We start from the raw sequence: 18,696 nt of genomic DNA, 5'->3' as shown, positions 1-18,696 counted from the left end.
GGTCTTGACCAGTCCAAGGGAGGGTTTTTTTATTTGAAAATGGTTGTTGCTCCATGCAAAAATCTGACGGCAAGTTATCCAACTAACGAGCAGTTATGGTTAAGAAATCACTAGATCAACAACACCAGTATAAATCATTTTTTCATTGGAAAGGCGTAGAAAACAGTCTATTCTTTCAGCCAGCACCCCTGATCGGCCACCTTCAAGTCGGATAGAATGTCACTACCTTGAAGCACTTATATCTTTTTTCCTGCGGAAGAAGCGCTGATCGATGAAAAAAGCAACGATCAAGGATAGGATGCCGAGCAAAATTGGTACGCCAAACGCTTCAAAAGAGAAGGTTCTACCTTCTAGCTTCAGATGATCGGTGGCGCGATATTCGAGCCGCTTTGCAGCAAATTTCGCCGTCCCAATATCCTCCTGCTTGGCCAAATCCTCGAATGCAGGATCCATTGCAAACCGATCCATTGCTTCGCGATGTAAGTACAGTAGTTCCGCGCTGTTGCCGCTTTCGTTCCATTGGTTGATGTCTTTGGCGGCGGCTGATTCGGCATCGGCACCGACGACAATCATTTTCGCTAGTTTCGGCACGTTTTTTATCTGATAGCGCGCGACTAAGTTCAGGCCATGCTTCGTTACGATCGGTTCGTTTGCACTGGAAACAGTCAACGTCGAAGTCGTGCCAGAAGCAGCGTACGTATCGAATGCGGCGGACAAATCTAGTTCATCAACGCCGTTATATAGCAGAACGCCCGCTTTTACTTTGTTCCATTGATAAGCGTTGTTAAGTATGAACGTTATATCGCTGAGCCCGGCAGTGAACGGTTCCATTTGCGGTTTTTTCACGTAATCGTAAGATGGATAGTTCATCTCTAGCGCTACTTTCTCCGCCGCCTCCTCACCCAACTGCTGTGAGATGACATATAGTGTAGCGTCAATTCCCGATGTCAGACCCGCAGAAGATATGATATTGCCTTGTGGGACGTAGCGCAGATCTTTCACCCACTGGACTTTCGGATATTGTTTAATGAGTCGGTCGATGTCTCCCCAGTGCGTCGCGGCAGATTTGCCGTTAAGTAAGCCAGTATCAGCCAGGTTTTCTGCCCCATTACAAATGGAAAGCAATAAAGTCTTGTCGCTTGCGTGCTTCTGAATCCATTCGCGGACAGGCGTATATTTTTTCTCATCTAGAATCGGCATAAACGGTATGACGATAATGTCCGGGCTTTTGCCGAGCATCGCATCCATTTCGTCAAACGAATAATGCGGAACGACATCGAGTCCGCCGGTTAGTGATTTTATTTCACGATCGGGTGCAACGCCGTATACATTGTAAGCTTCCGTCATCGCAAACATCTCGTATGGGACGAGAAAATCGAACACTTCTGTTGATTCATTCGCCAGTAACACTGCCACTGTCGGTTTGTTTGCGTCATATTTCGGTACCTGCACATTCGTCAATGCAGGTGCGGCTTTATCGTAAACCGACATTACCTCATTCATTGTATTGACGAACCCGAGTGTGCCTGCACCTCCTACTATGACAACAAAAACGATGAGATAAATACTGATTCGCCATACAGTTTTCACATGCTTACTCTCCCTCAGGCTAAATTTCTTACCCATAAAATGTAACAAACCAATATATACTTATCATCAGTCTGTAGCCCGATTACGGGGCTGGCCTAATGTAGGAACCACCTATGGACCCAGGTCTCTTTCCTTTTCTAAACGTGACTCGATAGGGCTACTAGAGTTTCATGAACAGAGTGACATACCTCGGTTTTTACAGGCAACCCTCCAATATGATTACATCTACTGGATATTCTTCAAAGTATTAATTGAAACAGGTATGCGAAAAGGTGAAGCAGCTGCTTTACAGTGGCCAGACATAGACTTTAAAAAATATACGATTAGCATTAATAAGACTCTCGATTTCGGAGCAAAAAACAAAACCGAGCTTTTTGGTGATACTAAGACGTTTAACTCCAATAGGACGATCAAAATTAGCCAATCACTAATCAATGATCTCAAACATCACTTATCCTACCAAAACAAAAACAAATTAGGATTCGACGAACTCTACCATCATGATTTAAATCTCGTTTTGTGTAGAAAAGATGGTAATTTCATACCGAAGTCTTCATTGTTTAACGCCTTTTCACGAACGCTAAAGAAAGTAAACATCCCCTCAATGCCTATCCACTCACTACGTCATACTCACGCAGTCTTGCTTATGGAAACTGGAGCGGATATGAAATACATCCAGAAGCGTTTAGGTCATGGCAGCATACAAGTTACCGCTGATGTATATGCCCACATTTCCAAAAAAATCGAAAGTGACAACATGAGAAAATTTGAAAACCATATGGAGAAGATTTATGAGTAATTTGTGGGTGATTTGTGGGTGAAATGATTTTTACCCCCGCACCCACCAAATAGAAAAACCCCTCGCACCTACAGGCACAAGGGGTTACGCTTATTAGTAAGCAGTCATGTATTGCTCGCGCTCCCAATCGTGAACGCGTGTGCGGAACATATCCCACTCAATTTCTTTCGCTTCAATAAAGTGTACCAATGCATGCTCGCCCAATGCTTCGCAAATAACCGGATCTGCTTTCAGGCACTCGATTGCTTCCTTCAAAGTAGCAGGCAAGTTCTCGATTCCATTTGCTTCGCGGTCCTGCTCGGTCATCACGTAGATGTTGCGATCAATGGCAGCTGGTGGCGTAAGCTTGTTTTTGATTCCATCCAAACCAGCTTTCAGCATAACTGCCAACGCCAAGTATGGGTTCGTTGCAGGGTCTGGGCTGCGTACTTCAATACGCGTGCTCAAGCCTCTGGACGCAGGGATACGGATCAATGGAGAGCGGTTTTTCGCAGACCAAGCTACGTAGCAAGGAGCCTCGTAACCAGGAACCAAACGCTTGTAAGAGTTTACGAGCGGGTTCGTAATCGCAGTAAAGCTGCGAGCATGCTGCAAAATACCTGCCAGGTAATGCTTCGCTGTTTGGCTCAGTCCCATTACATCGGACTCGTCATAGAAAGCATTTTCTTTCCCACGGAACAGCGACTGGTTCGCGTGCATACCGGAACCTGCTACGCCGTACAGCGGTTTTGGCATAAATGTCGCATGCAGACCATGTTTTTGCGCGATGGTTTTAACAACCAGTTTGAACGTCAAGATTTGGTCAGCTGCTTGGAGTGCATTTGCATACTTGAAGTCGATTTCGTGTTGACCTGGAGCTACCTCGTGGTGAGATGCTTCCACTTCAAAGCCCATTTTTTCCAGCGTCAAAACGATATCACGACGGCAGTTTTCACCGGAGTCGAGTGGAGCAAAGTCGAAGTATCCGCCTTGATCGTTCAGATCCAGCGTAGGCTCACCCTTTGCATCCAGCTTGAATAGGAAAAACTCAGGCTCTGGACCTACGTTGAAAGCTGTGAAGCCCATTTCTTCTGCTTCTTTCAAGGCACGCTTCAGGATGTAGCGCGGGTCTCCTTCGAATGGAGAGCCATCTGGCATGTGGATATCACAGATCAGACGTGCAATTTTGCCAAACTCATTGCCCCACGGGAATACTACCCATGTATCCAGATCTGGTACCAGGTACATGTCGGATTCCTCGATGCGAACGAAGCCTTCGATGGAAGAACCATCAAACATCATTTTGCCATCGAGTGCTTTTGGCAATTGGGACAGCGGGATTTCTACGTTTTTAATGATCCCCATCAGGTCGGTAAACTGCAGTCGAATATACCTTACGTCCTCTTCTTTGGCCATGCGCATGATGTCTTCTCTTGTAAACTTGCTCACATTTCTCTCCTCCTGTCTCTATATCGGCTTTCTATCTAGTGGAAGAAGCGGGAAAGCTCTCCACGTATCAATGCACCCTCGCCATGGCGAGTGGCATCGCGATACATAATCTGTTGCCTTAGGAGCTGATGCAGCTCTTTGTCGGACATGTCCTTGCGTTTCTCTTCGGACGTCGTAGTAATCTCTGTTTGTTCCATAGCAGGCTCTTGCATTTGCAGGACTTGCTTGATCCCTGCAATATTCAGTCCTTTTTCAATCAGAGCCTTGATCTCCAACAAGCGATCTACGTCGTTGAAAGAAAAGAGCCTCTGCTTCCCTTCTGTGCGGGCGGGCTGAATCAGGTCGTTTTGTTCGTAATAACGGATTTGCCTCGCAGTGAGATCCGTCAGCTTCATGACGATCCCAATGGGAAAGAGGGCCATATTCCGGCGAAGGTCATCACTCATGACTTGTCCCTCCTGTTTCGTATTTCTTAGTCTTATTCTATTTTATAACAAAATCTCTGTCAATAGATGTTAGATAATATTACACGAAAAGTTATGTACAGTTTTCTTACATAAAAAAACGACATCCTCCATTATCCAGAGAATGCCGCTATTCCTTGCGTTTTTATCTTATTCACCCGGTATTTCGAGCAAGCCTTTTTCCAGCATCCCATTCAACGCCGTCAAAATTCCCACTTTTACGTGCGAGTACGTCAAACCACCTTGAACGAAGCCCAAGTACGGTGGACGAATCGGACCATCTGCCGAAAACTCAATGCTAGCCCCTTGAATAAACGTACCGGCTGCCATAATCACAGGATCAGCGTATCCAGGCATTTCACTTGGGTACGGAGTGACGTGTGAATCGACTGGTGCTGCTTTTTGTATCCCTTGGCAAAACGTGATCAATCGTTCAGCGCTACCGAATTCCACGGATTGAATCAGGTCGGTTCGTGGTTCATGCCACAGTGGATTTGTTTTGAAGCCCAAACGCTCTAGCATTGCCGAAGAGAATACCGCTCCCTTTAAAGCTTCGCCCACGACGTGTGGAGCCAAGAAGAAGCCTTGGTACATCTCCAGTAACGAGTAGAGCGAGGCACCGCCCTCTGCGCCAATTCCCGGTGCTGCCATCCGATACGAAGCAAGCTGAACCAAATCCTCGCGTCCTACGATATAACCGCCTGTTTTGACCAAACCGCCACCCGGGTTTTTGATGAGAGAGCCTGCCATGATATCTGCACCCACGTGCAACGGCTCTTGCTCCTCTGTAAACTCTCCGTAGCAGTTGTCTACAAATACGATCAGATCAGGCTTGATTTCTTTTACAACCCGAATCATTTCTTGGATTTTCGCAATGGTGAAAGAAGGTCGATCTGCATAGCCTCGCGAACGTTGAATCCCGATGACCTTTGTCTTTGGTGTAATCGCTTGTGCGACTGCCACAAAATCAATTTCACCTTCTGGCGTCAAAGGCACGTAGCTATAACCGATGCCATAATCCTTGAGTGAGCCCTGCCCTTCGCCGCGCACACCTACAACTTCTTCCAGCGTATCGTACGGTTTGCCCGTCATATAGAGAAGATCGTCGCCCGGACGAAGAATGCCAAACAAAGAAATCGCGATCGCATGCGTACCCGAGATAATATGATTGCGCACCAAAGCGGCTTCTCCACCAAACACTTCGGCGTAAATCGACTCTAACGTTGCACGTCCAGAATCATCGTAGCCATAGCCTGTGGATGTTGAAAAATGAAATTCATTGACTTCATGCTTTTGGAAGGAACGCAATACTTTCAGTTGATTCGTATCCACCAAAGCGGAAATTTGACGGTGTCTCTCTGAGATTGTCGCTTCCACCTCAAGTACGAGGGGACGAAGCTTTTCTCCATGGGAAAAATATGAAAACATCTGTTACTTACCAACTCTCTTCAACAGTCTCTGTTTTATCCAGGAGGAATGGAGCAATCCTGCCGTATATCGGATTATCCTTGTTCACACGGACAGTGATCAAGTAGGCCGCTTCCTCTTCATTAAATTCTTGTTCCATCTCTACCCCATCCCGATGCAAAAGGGAGAGAATGTCTCCACGTTCGACGGGAACGCGCAGTTTCATCGCATTGAAAGATTGAAGTGCATAAGACTCAATCCGGGTGAGCAGCTGCTTCAGGTCATCTTCCCGCATGGCAGAAATCAAAATCGATTCGTCTGCACGCGGCAAGTAAGAACCCTCGGAAAGCATATCTGCCTTGTTGAAAACGACTAGCTGCGGAATTTCTTCTGCTTTTAGCTCGCGCAAAATCTTGTCTACAACTTCCATGTGTACCTGGAAATCAGGGTGATGACTATCCACCACATGCAGGATGAGGTCTGCTTCCTTTACACCTTCCAGCGTCGAACGGAATGCAGCGACCAGACTCGTTGGCAAGTCTTGAATAAAACCAACCGTATCCGTCAACAGCACATCCAGTCCGCTCGGCAACTCCAATTGCCTGGTCGTCGGGTCCAAAGTGGCAAACAGTTTGTCTTCCTGCAATGTGTTTGCATTCGTAAGCTTGTTGAGGATCGTCGACTTCCCAGCGTTCGTATAGCCGACTAACGCAATCTGAAACACATTGTTTTTCTTCCGACGCTCCCGATGCAATTGTCTCGTCCGAACGGTATCCTCTAATTGCTGCTTGAGCTCACTGATCCGCTTCCGAATATGACGACGGTCGCTTTCCAGCTTGGTTTCACCTGGACCACGCGTACCGATACCGCCTCCGAGACGGGAAAGCTGCTTCCCTTGCCCGGCAAGCCGCGGCAGCAAGTAGTTGTACTGCGCCAGCTCTACCTGAATTTTCCCTTCGCGCGACTGTGCACGTCCTGCGAAAATATCCAAAATGAGCTGCGTGCGATCAATCACTTTGCAATCAAATACTTTATCCAAATTACGAGTCTGGCTCGGAGACAACTCATCGTTGAAAATGATGACGTCTACATCCAGCTCTTCAGCCCTCTGCGCGATTTCATCAATTTTTCCTGTCCCCAAATACCAGGCAGAATCAACCCGGTCCCGATTTTGCGTGATGACGTCCAGTACTTCTACACCAGCAGTATCGGCCAGCTCATGCAATTCTTCCATGGAAAGACGGGTTCTTTCTTCATCCCGGTTATCTAAATAGCAACCAACCAGTATGGCTGTTTCTTGCGTTTTGATCAGATCGTTCACCGATTCACGCCCCTTCCTGATTATCATACCACATTTTGCCCAAAACGTTACGACAGCGGGGCATGCCAACTGAAATCATCTTGTATCATGGATTACCTGGCGCTTTCTCTGCGAAAATCTCCTTGACGAAAAGCGGAATCACTATGCTAATCGCTTTGCGGAGTTCCTTTTCATCGTATCCATCAGGCAGGGCATCCGCCTCTTCCTTGAAGAGATCTTCTTGAATGCGGAGATTCAGATTTTTCAGGATAACCCCCATGTCTTTTACGCCAAAGTTCTCTTCCAGTACACCTTCGTCTATCAATTTGTAAAGAAACTTCTCTACACGCGCGAGTGTCACATACTGCTCTACGAATAATACTTCTCCCGACTTCGGTTGATTCGGGTCTTTCGGTGGCTTTAGCCGTTTGACTTCACTAAATACATCTGTGACGATTTTGACAAATATCTGTCGCCCAAAGCGATCCCGGTAATCGGCATTTTTCACGACAATGCCCTCACCGATTTCTTCATCCCGGAGCTTGCCACCTAGCGCTGTTTTGCCGACAAACGATTTGAGATGCTCTTCTCCTTGGTATTCCCCCTGATAAAAGACCGGTACAAGATGCAAGCCAAGTCGCTGCGCCTCCCTTTCTACGATAGCGAAATCCACATATTCGCAGGCTACAGTATCGTACATATCAAATAAAAAGAACTGCTTTTCATACTGAGGATATTTAATTTTATGCGGATTCAACCACTCTCCGAAATAAACCATGCCCGCCAGAACTTCCTCTTTTGGGAGCTGTTGTGTCCATTGAAAAAAGCCATGCAAATTCTCTTCCTCGTGTAATTCCAGATTTCGAGAGAATGCCCGGATGTTGCTCGTTTCTTCATCGTACCGAAAGCTTGCATTCGCCCCGTCAAGCTTTTCTTGAATGATAATGAAATTCCCTTCGTTACATATACCTTCTGTCGTTTGATGTCCGAAACGTATGACGTCCGTATACTTCTTTTGTTCCATCTGAATCCTCCGCATGTTTGGTAAAGCCCTTTATTTTGGAAGATTATATCATATTATGGAATTTTGAATGGGATTCCTTGAAGAAAACAAAACGGCCATCACTCTTCATCACGGAGTAATAGCCGTTTACCTTTTCTCTTTGGTTAAATGACTCACTTCTCCCGTTTGTGCATTCATTTGCAGAATAATATTTACTTCTCAAGATGTCTACACAAAGTAGACAACGTATTTTGAGATAAACGTATCTGCAATCAAATATACTAGCGAAACATAGATAATAAATATTGTGATATCGAGTGCTTTATTTGTCTTACTTCGATTATTTAAGCCCAACCTTTTCACACCAAGATAAATGATAGAAAGCGCCACAATGTAAAATAAAAAATAACTAAAATAAACAGGCGCAGAATCTCCAAATGCATGTTCATCACCTAGCATATAAACAAATACTTTTCCGAAAAACAAGAAAGTCCCAGAGAGCGAGTATATCATCAAGTATTCTATTATTTTCTTCATAGGTTTTACCTCCTTGCTAACACACGCCTTCAAACGAATCCTAACTTAAATCCAACCTTTTTCTGTTTTTTTAAAAGTCCGCCAAACACATTTAAATCCGCCAGGTGCCTTTCTTATTTTAATGAGCACATCCTGTTTCGCCCAGTGACTTTTCCAATTCGATCTCTTGCGTAAAAATTGGCAGGTTTTCCGATGTTCCTGAGTATACTTTCTGTATGATGGTCAAGGCAGGTGAAACATGTGAAGCAAGCAGGAGCCATTCCTCAAACGGAGGTGCTCGAATCTTCAAGTAGTAATAATCGAATACAAGTTGTATTCAATCGTCCAGTAAGCGTTAAACAGCTAAATACTTTACCTGAAATAGTTCGTACCACGTCGAGTTCAAATTTAACAACTGTTTTTGAAGAATTAGAAAGCCTGATTGGTTTACATGAAGCCAAGAAAACGATTTATGAAATTTATGCGCTCATCAAAATGAATAAAGCAAGGGAAAGACACGGGCTTAAAATTGAGAAGCAAGTTTTTCATATGGTTTTTAAAGGAAATCCCGGTACTGGGAAAACAACAATTGCACGCCTTTTCGGAAAGATTTTCAAGGAAATGGGGGTTTTAACGAAGGGCCATCTAACTGAAGTTGAACGTGCAGACCTCGTTGGTGAATTTATTGGGCACACGGCACAAAAGACCCGTGATCTCGTTAAGAAAGCCATGGGAGGAATCCTGTTTATCGATGAAGCCTACTCTTTAGCTCGTGGCGGCGAAAAAGACTTTGGGAAAGAGGCTGTAGATTGCCTTACAAAATGCCTTGAGGACTTCGGCAATGATTTCGTTTGTATCATTGCAGGGTACAACGATGAAATCGATACATTTCTTGAGTTAAATCCGGGACTGCCTTCACGTTTTCCCGTCCACATCAACTTTGCTGATTATGAGGTGGATGAGTTGATGGAAATTGCGAACGTAATGGCAAAGAACAAGGAGTATAAAATCTCTGCTGAAGCAAGTGAAAAACTGAGAAGAAGATTGCTAACAGTAACGAGTGATCCGTTTCAAGTAAATTTCAGTAATGCAAGATATGTACGAAATAATATTGAAAAGGCAATACGTGTGCAAGCGGTGAGATTGCTCAAAATTCCTGACCCAACCCGTGATGATTTAATGAATTTGAAGTCTGAGGATTTTTCCATTTAGAAACAAGAAAATCCCTCATTTTGAGGGATTCTACTTTTTCAATCTGAGCCTGTCCAAAGCGAAGCAAAGCACCACGATTCCAAGCAGTGATCCCGAGAGAAACGGGACAACTTGCTGCAAAGGATGGATGAGGGGTGAAATTCCTTTTACCACAAATGCGTGTAAAAAGACCGTCACGACCCCGAATACCCCCACTCCGAACCAGAACAACCATTTTTCCAAGACAGGTACCTGTCTCATGACGATCTGTCTGTTTTTCCGCGCTCTTCGCCCAATCACATACAATATGGCCAAGCCGCCGAAAAGCGAACTTCCGTGCTGCAGTAGCTTGTAAACGGGCACATGATAATGAGCGAACGAGATGGATTGTTGCAAGAACAAGAAATGGTCAACCATACGACCTCCGTCATGCGTGAAGGCGTCCCATGCGATATGACTCAAACTGCCGATTATCGCGGAGTATACAAATACCATTGCCATTTTCCACGCTGGCATTCTGCTTCCCTTGTTTGTGTAATCCAGCCCTCGTCCCATCCATTCTGGCAAGCGTGCAAGCATCGGCTTTTTGATCACGTACCCGTACAAAAGCGCTAATAGGATCGCGATGGGCAAATCAACCAGCCACAATCCGAGCATGGTGTGACTGTACACGCTGAATGGCTGCATCCGGAAGAAATACTCAAAATCGGGTGCCATACTGCCAAAGACAAGGGCAGAGAACGAAAACCACTTGCTTTTGCGTAACGGTAGAACAATTGCAGGATGAGCAAAAGTAAAAGGCATGTGCTTACTCCTTTTCTTGATTAGAGCGGCAATAGATTGGCAACTACCTGCTTGCCGCTTACTTGAATCCCTTTATCCTGTTTTCCGCAATGAGTCAGATCTTTGATGAGCTGCTCAATTAATCGCTTGGCTTCCTGACTTTCCTTTTTCTCCAATTTTACAGTCAGCTGCACGGCATCTCCGGAGGAAAGAATTCGTTCTGCCTGTCTTTTTTTCGTATCGTAATCATGATCTTCGATATAGGCACTTAGTCGAATTTCTTTTATTTTTACGCCTTTTTCCGCTTTCCGGTTTTTGGCGTTTTCCTGGATAACCTGTTCCTTATAGTTCGTTCGATTCACTAACTGACAAGGTGGCGGACTTGAAGCCAATGACAGACATACCAGGTCCACTCCCTGGTCTTTTGCCATTTGTAGTGCTTCTTTTGTGGAGATGATTCCGAGATCTTCCCCGTTTACTCCTGTTACATGCACGACAGCCGCTTTTATTTTTTCATTCAGGATCATCTTGATCTCACCTAACCTGTTCTTTCGATTTTCAAGGACATGATTACTTCTCCAAAGAATGCTGCGTATCCTTCCAAAGCTCGTACATGCAAATCATTTTTATGACGAAGTCCAATCGTTTTTTGTATAATAGGACAAGGCATGAGCTTACGGGCGTCTTCCACAGAATATTTATTCGCACACTAATTCATTGGGGGTACTTTGGTGGAGTTCAGTTATGCAACCGCATTAACCCATTCTGCATCGCATGTAATGAAAATGCATCGGCAAAATGTAGAATTTCTGATTCAAAAATACGACGTCTATCCCGGCCAGCCCATTCTCTTGATGCGCTTGATTGAAAAAGATGGAATGATACAAAGCGAATTGGCCCGAAAAATCGGGGTAAAGCCCGCTACGCTTACCGTCATGATTAATCGGATGGCCAAATCGGGACTTGTCGAGCGCAGAGAAGACGAACGGGACCAACGTATCTCGCGCGTTTATCTTACCGACAAAGGTCGGATGGCTACCAAGCATGTCAAAGAAGTATTACGCATCATTGAGGAAAACTGCTTCATCGGATTCTCAGAGGAAGAAAAGGATGTGTTGCGTGGTTTGCTCGACCGCATGCACAGCAACCTTCAAGCTTATTACTTGCAAAATACGCAACCCCCTTCTGAGCTGTAGAGAGCTTTTTTCCTGGAAAAACAATGAGAAAGGTTTGACAACTTATCGTGAATCATATGGCAAAAGAACTTGATCCCTCTTCTCTGACTGGCAACAAATCACGACGGCTGTGGATGGCTGCGATTCTAGGATCGCTTTCTGCCTTTGGCCCACTGTCCTTAGATATGTATTTACCTGCACTCCCTATGCTTGCCGATGATTTGCAGACGGGCACATCCATGACTCAGCTTAGTTTGACAGCATGCATGCTCGGCCTGTCCATTGGTCAATTATTCGCAGGACCGATTAGCGATGTACGTGGTCGAAGAATCCCTTTGATTATTGGACTCATTTTGTATGCGGTCTCTTCCTTTTTGTGTGCGGTAGCCCCCTCTATTTATACGTTCGTCTTACTTCGCTTCGTACAAGGTCTTGCTGGTTCTGCTGGAATTGTTATCGCCCGCGCTACGGTTCGCGATTTGTACGCTGGGACAGAACTGACGAAGTTTTTCGCTCTCTTGATGCTCATTAACGGGATCGCCCCGATTGCGGCACCTATCATAGGGGGACAAATCCTGGAATTTACGACTTGGCACGGCGTGTTTGTCGTACTGGGTCTGATTGGCGCTATCATGTTTCTCGTCGTGCTGCTCGCTCTTCCAGAAACATTACCACAAGATCGCCGCTCCAAAGCGGGAATCGGCAATACACTGGCGACCTTTGGTACCTTGCTGAAGGATCGCGTTTTCATGGGTTACGCCGTGGCGCAGGGGCTGGTGACTGCTGCTATGTTTGCCTACATCGCCGGTTCGCCCTTTGTGTTTCAAAAAATATTTGAAGTGTCTCCACAAACGTTTAGTCTGATTTTCGCGATTAATGGTGTCGGTATTATTATCGCGAGTCAAATCACTGGGAAGCTGGCGGGTAAAGTGAAAGAAACTTCCTTGTTCATTGCCGGGATTACCATTGCAGGAGTCGGCGGAATCCTCCTTCTGGCAATGATTCTCCTACAAGCTGGGCTTATTGCTGTGCTCGTTCCCCTATTCTTTGTCGTATCCAGTGTAGGAATTGTGGGCGCAACAGGCTTTTCCCTTGCCATGCAAAATCAAAGCAAGGCGGCAGGAAGTGCATCTGCTCTCCAGGGGCTACTTTCCTTCATTAGCGGTGGAATTGTCGCGCCACTTGTGGGAATCAGTGGCGAACATACAGCAGTACCAATGGGGATCATCATTGCGCTTTCTACAATCGGCGCCATTGTCTGTTACGTAGTCATGGTTCGCCGGAGTTCTTCAGCTTCCTGATCAATCCCCTATTGCAAACATACGTTCTGTGCATTACAATCACATCATGGGTAATAATAGTAAGTGGATTTGACAGGTTGGTCATATGAAAACAAAGGGAGATGTTGACACATGGCATTGCGTTTGATTCCTTACATCGTTTTGGATGGTACTGCAAGTGAAGCAATCAGCTTTTACGAGGGTGCACTTGGTGCTGAAGTGCTGTTCAAGCAAACCTTCGGTGAAATGCCGGAAAATCCGGAGTTCCCTTTGCCTGCAGAAGCCAAGAATCGTATCGGGCATGCTACTATTCGCGTCGGTGAAACTGAAATGATGTTTTCCGATACCTTTCCAGGTCAACCGCATCAGTCTGGTGATCAAGTGACCATCTGCATCTCGACCGATGATAAAGAACAATCTCATAAGATTTTTAATGCCCTGCAAGAAGGTGGTCAAGTGATTATGCCTCTGCAAGAAACGTTCTTCAGCCCAGCATACGGCAATGTGAAGGACAAGTTCGGCATCACGTTCCAAATTTACACGAATAATCATTGCATGGAGTAATGTGAAAGCCCTGTTCGCTTCAACGGCGACAGGGCTTTTTTATGGATACTTTGGATTTGGACGTTGATGGTATTTCCAACACTCGGGCCAGATCATAAAAAATAACCAGGATCACATGTATCCTGGCTGTTGGTGTTGCTTCGCTTACTGTTGGTTGTTTTCCTGAGACATGAGTGATACAGGGCGTTGCGGAGTGAAAGTGGAGATCGCATGCTTGTATACTAATTGTTGCTTGCCTTCGCTATCAATCACAATCGTGAAATTATCGAATGCTTTAATATACCCGCGCAATTGAAATCCGTTCACAAGGTAAATGGTAACCGCGATGTTTTCTTTCCGCAAATGATTCAAGAACGTATCTTGAATGTTGATCGTCTGTTTCATGTACACTACCCCCTAAAAGGACTTGTATGTTATATATTCGGCAATTGTTGAAACTTTCCTGCCAATATTCGCTTGATAGTTTCCACGTTATTCCTCTGTTCCGCTGGATCGGTCATATCAAACCATTGAATTTCTTCCATGCGACGGAACCAGGAAAGCTGGCGTTTGGCAAAATGCCGCGTTCGCTGCTGTATGTCGTTCACCGCTTTTTCTAGCGTAATTTCTCCATACAGGTAAGGGATGAGCTCCTTGTACCCCAAGCCTTGCATAGAGACCAGTGACGCGTCGTAACCAGCATCCAAGAGCCCCCGCACTTCCTCAACCAGTCCCGCTTCGATCATGAGTTCGACACGGTGGTTGATTCGTTCATACAGCTTTGCGCGGTCCATCGTGAGACCAATCATCACCAAATCATAGGGTGAATGCTTCGCACGGAGCTGAAAGTCGGACATTTTGTACCCGCTGCTTTCATAAATCTCCAAAGCGCGAATCACCCGCTTTACATCATTGGGATGCAATCGTTCGGCTGTAATCGGATCGACATCGGCCAATCGGGCGTGTAGTGCTTCCACGCCTTCACTGTCAGCCAATCTTTGCAGTCGATCACGCAGCTCAGGGTCTTGAGAAGTGGTGGAAAACTGAAATCGATGAGTAACCGATTCTATGTACAGACCTGTCCCGCCGACGATAAACGGAAGTCTGCCACGTTGGTTGATGTCTGAAATCAACCCTGCGGCACTTTCCTGAAACATCGCAACAGAGTATTCCTCGTCTGGATTTTTAATATCAATGAGGTGATGCGGTATGCTCGCAAGCTCCTCAGGTTCTGCTTTTGCGGTGCCAATATCCATCCCACGGTATACTTGCATGGAATCTCCGGAAATAATCTCACCGTCGAACTGTTCGGCCAGCTCCAGACTAAGCTGGGTTTTGCCGACCGCTGTTGGGCCAATAATCACGACTAGCCTTTCTCTCTGTTGCAAGGTCACTCCCCTCCACCTATCTCTTTGTAGCTGTACACGACCTGCTGGCCGCGGGAGCGAAACGGCGTAAAGCCAAAGCGCTCGTACATCCTACCTTCTTTTCCTTCTTTCATTACCACACGTTTTCTCGCAACTCGCTGCGCTTCCAAAACAGCCTCCTCGGAAAGAGCCTCTGGATTGGCGAGCTCACGGACTCCAGCGATCCCCGACGAGCTTTGTACAGTTATCTCGAACATGGGATCGAAATAAACGACATCGAAGGAACGAGCGGGCAGTCCTCTCAGTACTTCTAGATGGTTGCCACAACGCACTTCAATACGACGCATGGCTTGCTCCAATTCTTCCGCATCGGATGACCAGTGCCGCAGTCCATCTTCTACCAAGATGGCTAGCAATCGCTCAGATTCGATGCCAACAACTTTCCCATTTGCACCAGTCGCATGAGAAAACACAATCGCATCAGCACCCAAACCCAAGGTGGCGTCCAGCACTTTATCCCCTGGATGAATTTGGCAAGCAACAAGCATAGTATCAGTATCGCCGCGCATGAGCCGCTTTATACGAAAAGCAGATGTGTTCGGATGAAAAAAGAATGGTTTTTTCCCCGGCACTTCCAGACGTGCTCCGAGAGCGGAAACCACCAACACTTCTTCTACCCCATATCGCTTGCGCATTTGACCCAATGAAAAATCGCGTCGATTCACAACTTGTAGCCCCAATGTACTAGCCAATTCAGCTGCGTGACGCAAGGTTTCTTCACCAGGCTCAAGTCCTGTCGTAACAATCACGCCTTTGTTCCCTTCCTTACGTCTTCGCCCTTTTGATCAGAACTGCTGTTCCAGAAAAACGACTCGACGGTTTTTACATAAACGGTAACGATCATATTATTGTAAGCAGGATTAATTTTCCGGTCAAATAGAATCTGAACCAAACTTTTTTCCTGTTCGCTATGACAATCATACCATTTTTTATGAAAGCGCGTCGGACTGTAGTATGATTTTTCAGTCCGTCAGCTTCACCCACGTAAAAAAGACCCGCGAAGCTCCGTGGGCCTTGTTGCAATAGGGGTATACGCCAAGTGAATGAAAAAGTTATCTCCACTCCTCAACGGCAAGGTTCGCCTGTTTGATCCAGTTCAGCCTACGGTTATTTAACAGACCGAGGTTGTAATAAACAATCGATTGAGCGCCTGCGTCCACTGCTGTTTTCACCCTCGCTGCCAACTCGACTGCTGACTGGATTTGGTTATGATGCAAGGAAAAAGCGGCTCCCAACGTCGCTTCTGGCGCTACCAGCTTGATGGCATGGAATGTATACGCCACATCACCGACACTATCTCCATAGGCGAGCGGAACGACACGATCGAGAGTAGCCGCTGCTTTTCGCAAAGAAACCCCTTCCCAATAAGACTGGTTCACAAAAAACGGTGTCGAGGACGGAAAGCCATCCAACGCAGTCCCCAGACTCTGTGCGATCTCCCTCAGGCTCCTCCATAACTGATCTACCGCTACCAGACGGGATTGCTGATAGTGATACAATTCCGGGTATTCCAGCAGCAAAAAGGCAACTTCTCTCGCTTCGGCGGATACTTGCGAGTGAGAATCAGCATCCACCATCTGACTGACTAGCCTTGATACAAGCTGACGAACTACTCCGACATCGATTCGCTGCGATTCGGCACGCTCCGTACATGCCCCGCAAAAACAGAACGAGAGTAACCATTGCAGCGATTCTCCTAACGGTAAGAGACATACTTCATGATGCTCGCCATGCTTCATCGGCAAAAAGGCAGTCGCTTCGATCAAAATCCGCTCTGGCTTGACCTGCTCAAGCGTATCGGTAAAAAGCGCCTTGGCGTAATGCTGAACCTCAGGCTGCGATGGACATAGCGCGTATGTGTATGTATCCCCCCAAATGTTTTGCACACAAAGATCTGGATGAGCCAAACCAAGTGTAGAATTGTGAAGGCCAACCCACCAAGTATGAAACCCCATCCCTGTCTGCTCACAAGCTTCCTTCATTTTACCAAGAGTGCCTGCTTGCGCGATTGACTCGTGTACAGTCGGGCGCAAACGGTTGTACTTCGACCATTCAGGCGTAAACGATACCCCTGAAAACGGCAGCCTGCGAAATGTTTTACTTCGCGGGTGAAAAAATCTCCCCTGATGGTAGCTGCTATTGACCACCGCTGTATTGCATCTGGCTTCTTGCAATGTTTGCATCACAGCCTCGATACCACTCTCGGCTATATCCCACGGATAGATAAACATCCCGGTTTGGCGTGATGAACTCATTTCGTTTCACCTCGTTTTTGCAAGTAATCATAAGTCAGTGTTTGCCTAATATCAATCATGATTTTTGAATTTTCCGAATAACAACTTCAAAGAAATACCTCCAACGAATTGTCCTAGGCAGGGGGTGTCTGTTACATCACACTCTTCATTGGTGTTACAAGAATTTAGAGTGCGTATTTTTATATGTCTTACTTATGCGCGTTGTCAATTTTGTTGTCACCAATGTCGCAGTTACAAACCTATCTACTCAATGATTAGTGACTTTTATCCCCCCATACATCTAACCTTCTTCCATGTTCTTAGTTGCAGGGATACGTGCTTCTTCAACATCTCATATTTATGATATCAGTATATAATTCATAAATATTTCATTTTTATTTAACATTTTATTTTTATTTAGCATTTTATTTTTGTTAGAATCTGAAAGAGTTTTACATTACATATAAAGAAAATAGGGGTTGGTATCATGATTGCACTGGATAATAAATGGAATTCACTTAGGGTGTTCTACGGCCTAACAAAAGAAGACTTAGACCTCTTGTATTCACACAAAGAATTCTTCAGCACTCACTCAAAAGAAATCGTAGATTGTTTTTATGAAGAATTGGAAAAACATCCTAACTTGGATCAATTGATTCGTACAAATGTATCAATGGACCAATTAAAGAACATGCAGATTTGGTATCTCGAAACACTTTCTTCTCACGTTATTGATGAAGAATATGTAAACAGCCGAAAACGAATCGGAACAACCCATGCGAGAATTGGATTGTCTGCTTCTTGGTTTTTGGGTGGATACTCACTGTATTTACGTCTTTTTTCAGAAAGAATTCAATCGCTTGAAAACTCAGCTGCATTTTATCAGGCTCTTATCAAAAGAGTTTTTTTTGATTCTGCAATTATTCTTGAACAGTATATCGGTGACACGATGCGTGAAAATATAAGCTACCGCCACAATATGGAGCAAATGGCAGCCGAATTGACAGCTACAACTCAGGAAGCGCTTAGAATCTCTTCCGTCTTCACCGACTCCGCAACTAAACTATATGAATACAATGGGGAGATCGCTCAATCCATGAATGTGTTAAAGGAGCAGAATGAGGAGATTGAGAAACTCAGCGGCTTCGTAGCAGATGTTTCTACACAAACCAATCTTCTAGGCCTTAATGCTGCGATTGAAGCTGCTAGAGCTGGAGAGCACGGACGTGGGTTTACCGTTGTTGCTAATGAAGTACGTAAATTAGCCGATAAATCAAATGCCTCATCGAAAGACATTTATCAATCTCTACAGAACATGAACAATCAATTACTTAAAATAGATCAACAAGTCACATTATCAACGGTTTCCGCTGAGCAATTAGATACTACTTCCGAGCAATTATTTTCTATCATCCATAAACTAGATGAAATTTCTAGTCGTCTTCAGAATAAACACTAACAACTTCTGAACGGCCAAAGGAGCTTATTTCTTTGGCCGTGTTCTATTATGTAGCTCCTTCCTTTCCCACGCTTCCAGGAACGCCGTCCAAACTTAG

Annotated in this window: 18 protein-coding genes and 1 pseudogene; 6 read left to right on the top strand and 13 right to left on the bottom strand. The window is 45.4% G+C overall.

Annotation, left to right across the window (positions count from 1 at the left end; genetic code table 11):
• Positions 1 to 222 precede the first annotated feature (222 nt).
• Positions 223 to 1,590: a DJ-1/PfpI family protein gene (locus tag HPY31_RS10595; RefSeq protein ID WP_172140632.1), complete on the bottom strand. Its 1,368-nt coding sequence runs from the start codon at positions 1,588 to 1,590 to the stop codon at positions 223 to 225.
• Between the two features lie 160 nt (positions 1,591 to 1,750).
• Between HPY31_RS10595 and HPY31_RS10590 the strand changes: the two are divergent.
• Positions 1,751 to 2,389 (top strand): annotated as a pseudogene (locus HPY31_RS10590) (site-specific integrase); the annotation flags it as partial.
• Positions 2,390 to 2,482: 93 nt separating this feature from the next.
• Here the strand turns inward: HPY31_RS10590 and glnA are convergent.
• The 6 genes from glnA to HPY31_RS10560 all read right to left on the bottom strand — a co-directional run bounded on the left by glnA (position 2,483) and on the right by HPY31_RS10560 (position 8,528).
• On the bottom strand, positions 2,483 to 3,817 hold the full coding sequence (gene glnA, locus HPY31_RS10585; RefSeq protein ID WP_015891640.1) for a type I glutamate--ammonia ligase: 1,335 nt from the start codon (positions 3,815 to 3,817) through the stop codon (positions 2,483 to 2,485).
• A gap of 35 nt (positions 3,818 to 3,852) precedes the next feature.
• Complete coding sequence (locus tag HPY31_RS10580) at positions 3,853 to 4,263, bottom strand: MerR family transcriptional regulator (protein WP_015891641.1); 411 nt, start codon at positions 4,261 to 4,263, stop codon at positions 3,853 to 3,855.
• Between the two features lie 168 nt (positions 4,264 to 4,431).
• Positions 4,432 to 5,709 (bottom strand): methionine gamma-lyase family protein, encoded by a 1,278-nt coding sequence (locus HPY31_RS10575; RefSeq protein WP_172140630.1) that lies wholly within the window; start codon positions 5,707 to 5,709, stop codon positions 4,432 to 4,434.
• A 7-nt stretch (positions 5,710 to 5,716) separates the two neighbouring features.
• Positions 5,717 to 7,009: a GTPase HflX gene (gene hflX, locus HPY31_RS10570; RefSeq protein ID WP_172140628.1), complete on the bottom strand. Its 1,293-nt coding sequence runs from the start codon at positions 7,007 to 7,009 to the stop codon at positions 5,717 to 5,719.
• 85 nt (positions 7,010 to 7,094) lie between these two features.
• The gene (locus tag HPY31_RS10565) at positions 7,095 to 8,012 is read right to left on the bottom strand and encodes an RNA ligase family protein (RefSeq protein WP_172140626.1); all 918 of its coding nucleotides are present in this window, start codon (positions 8,010 to 8,012) and stop codon (positions 7,095 to 7,097) included.
• Between the two features lie 207 nt (positions 8,013 to 8,219).
• Entirely contained in the window at positions 8,220 to 8,528 is a 309-nt protein-coding gene (locus tag HPY31_RS10560; RefSeq protein ID WP_172140624.1) for a hypothetical protein, read from the bottom strand.
• Positions 8,529 to 8,768: 240 nt separating this feature from the next.
• Between HPY31_RS10560 and HPY31_RS10555 the strand changes: the two genes are divergently transcribed.
• Positions 8,769 to 9,719 carry an AAA family ATPase gene (locus HPY31_RS10555; protein ID WP_016743408.1) on the top strand — a complete coding sequence of 317 codons (951 nt, stop codon included), beginning with the start codon at positions 8,769 to 8,771 and terminating at the stop codon, positions 9,717 to 9,719.
• A gap of 30 nt (positions 9,720 to 9,749) precedes the next feature.
• Here HPY31_RS10555 and HPY31_RS10550 read toward each other — a convergent pair whose 3' ends face one another.
• Both HPY31_RS10550 and infC read right to left on the bottom strand, forming a co-directional pair.
• Positions 9,750 to 10,502, bottom strand: a complete 753-nt coding sequence (locus HPY31_RS10550) for a DUF4184 family protein (protein WP_172140622.1) — start codon at positions 10,500 to 10,502, stop codon at positions 9,750 to 9,752.
• 20 nt (positions 10,503 to 10,522) lie between these two features.
• A complete protein-coding gene (gene infC / locus HPY31_RS10545; protein WP_172140620.1) occupies positions 10,523 to 11,008 on the bottom strand; it encodes a translation initiation factor IF-3 in 486 nt (161 codons plus the stop codon).
• Positions 11,009 to 11,266: 258 nt separating this feature from the next.
• Between infC and HPY31_RS10540 the strand changes: the two genes are divergently transcribed.
• The 3 genes from HPY31_RS10540 to HPY31_RS10530 all read left to right on the top strand — a co-directional run bounded on the left by HPY31_RS10540 (position 11,267) and on the right by HPY31_RS10530 (position 13,500).
• Complete coding sequence (locus tag HPY31_RS10540) at positions 11,267 to 11,677, top strand: MarR family winged helix-turn-helix transcriptional regulator (RefSeq protein WP_253901747.1); 411 nt, start codon at positions 11,267 to 11,269, stop codon at positions 11,675 to 11,677.
• 56 nt (positions 11,678 to 11,733) lie between these two features.
• Positions 11,734 to 12,957 carry a multidrug effflux MFS transporter gene (locus HPY31_RS10535; protein WP_172140616.1) on the top strand — a complete coding sequence of 408 codons (1,224 nt, stop codon included), beginning with the start codon at positions 11,734 to 11,736 and terminating at the stop codon, positions 12,955 to 12,957.
• 111 nt (positions 12,958 to 13,068) lie between these two features.
• Entirely contained in the window at positions 13,069 to 13,500 is a 432-nt protein-coding gene (locus HPY31_RS10530) for a VOC family protein (protein ID WP_172140614.1), read from the top strand.
• Positions 13,501 to 13,644: 144 nt separating this feature from the next.
• Here HPY31_RS10530 and hfq read toward each other — a convergent pair whose 3' ends face one another.
• The 4 genes from hfq to HPY31_RS10510 form a co-directional block, all read right to left on the bottom strand.
• Entirely contained in the window at positions 13,645 to 13,884 is a 240-nt protein-coding gene (hfq, locus tag HPY31_RS10525; RefSeq protein WP_007719110.1) for an RNA chaperone Hfq, read from the bottom strand.
• Positions 13,885 to 13,913: 29 nt separating this feature from the next.
• Positions 13,914 to 14,873, bottom strand: a complete 960-nt coding sequence (miaA, locus tag HPY31_RS10520; RefSeq protein ID WP_172140612.1) for a tRNA (adenosine(37)-N6)-dimethylallyltransferase MiaA — start codon at positions 14,871 to 14,873, stop codon at positions 13,914 to 13,916.
• Positions 14,870 to 15,655 carry a class I SAM-dependent methyltransferase gene (locus tag HPY31_RS10515; protein ID WP_016743401.1) on the bottom strand — a complete coding sequence of 262 codons (786 nt, stop codon included), beginning with the start codon at positions 15,653 to 15,655 and terminating at the stop codon, positions 14,870 to 14,872. Before HPY31_RS10515 ends, miaA begins: the two co-directional genes overlap by 4 nt.
• A gap of 303 nt (positions 15,656 to 15,958) precedes the next feature.
• Positions 15,959 to 17,161: a hypothetical protein gene (locus tag HPY31_RS10510; RefSeq protein ID WP_172140610.1), complete on the bottom strand. Its 1,203-nt coding sequence runs from the start codon at positions 17,159 to 17,161 to the stop codon at positions 15,959 to 15,961.
• A gap of 466 nt (positions 17,162 to 17,627) precedes the next feature.
• Between HPY31_RS10510 and HPY31_RS10505 the strand changes: the two genes are divergently transcribed.
• On the top strand, positions 17,628 to 18,599 hold the full coding sequence (locus tag HPY31_RS10505; RefSeq protein ID WP_172140608.1) for a globin-coupled sensor protein: 972 nt from the start codon (positions 17,628 to 17,630) through the stop codon (positions 18,597 to 18,599).
• Positions 18,600 to 18,696: the final 97 nt, after the last annotated feature.

This window comes from Brevibacillus sp. HB1.3 (assembly GCF_013186635.1).
Lineage (GTDB): Bacteria > Bacillota > Bacilli > Brevibacillales > Brevibacillaceae > Brevibacillus > Brevibacillus brevis_D.
Note: the sequence above shows the minus strand (reverse complement) of the source record. Positions and strands in the feature narration are given on the sequence as shown.

What these genes read in the sequence shown, in the direction of transcription:
- HPY31_RS10580 (WP_015891641.1), bottom strand. Translation starts at nt 4,263, where the DNA reads ATGAGTGATGACCTTCGCCGGAATATGGCCCTCTTTCCCATTGGGATC.
- HPY31_RS10575 (WP_172140630.1), bottom strand. Translation starts at nt 5,709, where the DNA reads ATGTTTTCATATTTTTCCCATGGAGAAAAGCTTCGTCCCCTCGTACTT.
- HPY31_RS10565 (WP_172140626.1), bottom strand. Translation starts at nt 8,012, where the DNA reads ATGGAACAAAAGAAGTATACGGACGTCATACGTTTCGGACATCAAACG.
- HPY31_RS10560 (WP_172140624.1), bottom strand. Translation starts at nt 8,528, where the DNA reads ATGAAGAAAATAATAGAATACTTGATGATATACTCGCTCTCTGGGACT.
- HPY31_RS10550 (WP_172140622.1), bottom strand. Translation starts at nt 10,502, where the DNA reads ATGCCTTTTACTTTTGCTCATCCTGCAATTGTTCTACCGTTACGCAAA.
- infC (WP_172140620.1), bottom strand. Translation starts at nt 11,008, where the DNA reads ATGATCCTGAATGAAAAAATAAAAGCGGCTGTCGTGCATGTAACAGGA.
- HPY31_RS10540 (WP_253901747.1), top strand. Translation starts at nt 11,267, where the DNA reads ATGCATCGGCAAAATGTAGAATTTCTGATTCAAAAATACGACGTCTAT.
- HPY31_RS10535 (WP_172140616.1), top strand. Translation starts at nt 11,734, where the DNA reads ATGGCAAAAGAACTTGATCCCTCTTCTCTGACTGGCAACAAATCACGA.
- HPY31_RS10530 (WP_172140614.1), top strand. Translation starts at nt 13,069, where the DNA reads ATGGCATTGCGTTTGATTCCTTACATCGTTTTGGATGGTACTGCAAGT.
- hfq (WP_007719110.1), bottom strand. Translation starts at nt 13,884, where the DNA reads ATGAAACAGACGATCAACATTCAAGATACGTTCTTGAATCATTTGCGG.
- HPY31_RS10510 (WP_172140610.1), bottom strand. Translation starts at nt 17,161, where the DNA reads ATGAGTTCATCACGCCAAACCGGGATGTTTATCTATCCGTGGGATATA.
- HPY31_RS10505 (WP_172140608.1), top strand. Translation starts at nt 17,628, where the DNA reads ATGATTGCACTGGATAATAAATGGAATTCACTTAGGGTGTTCTACGGC.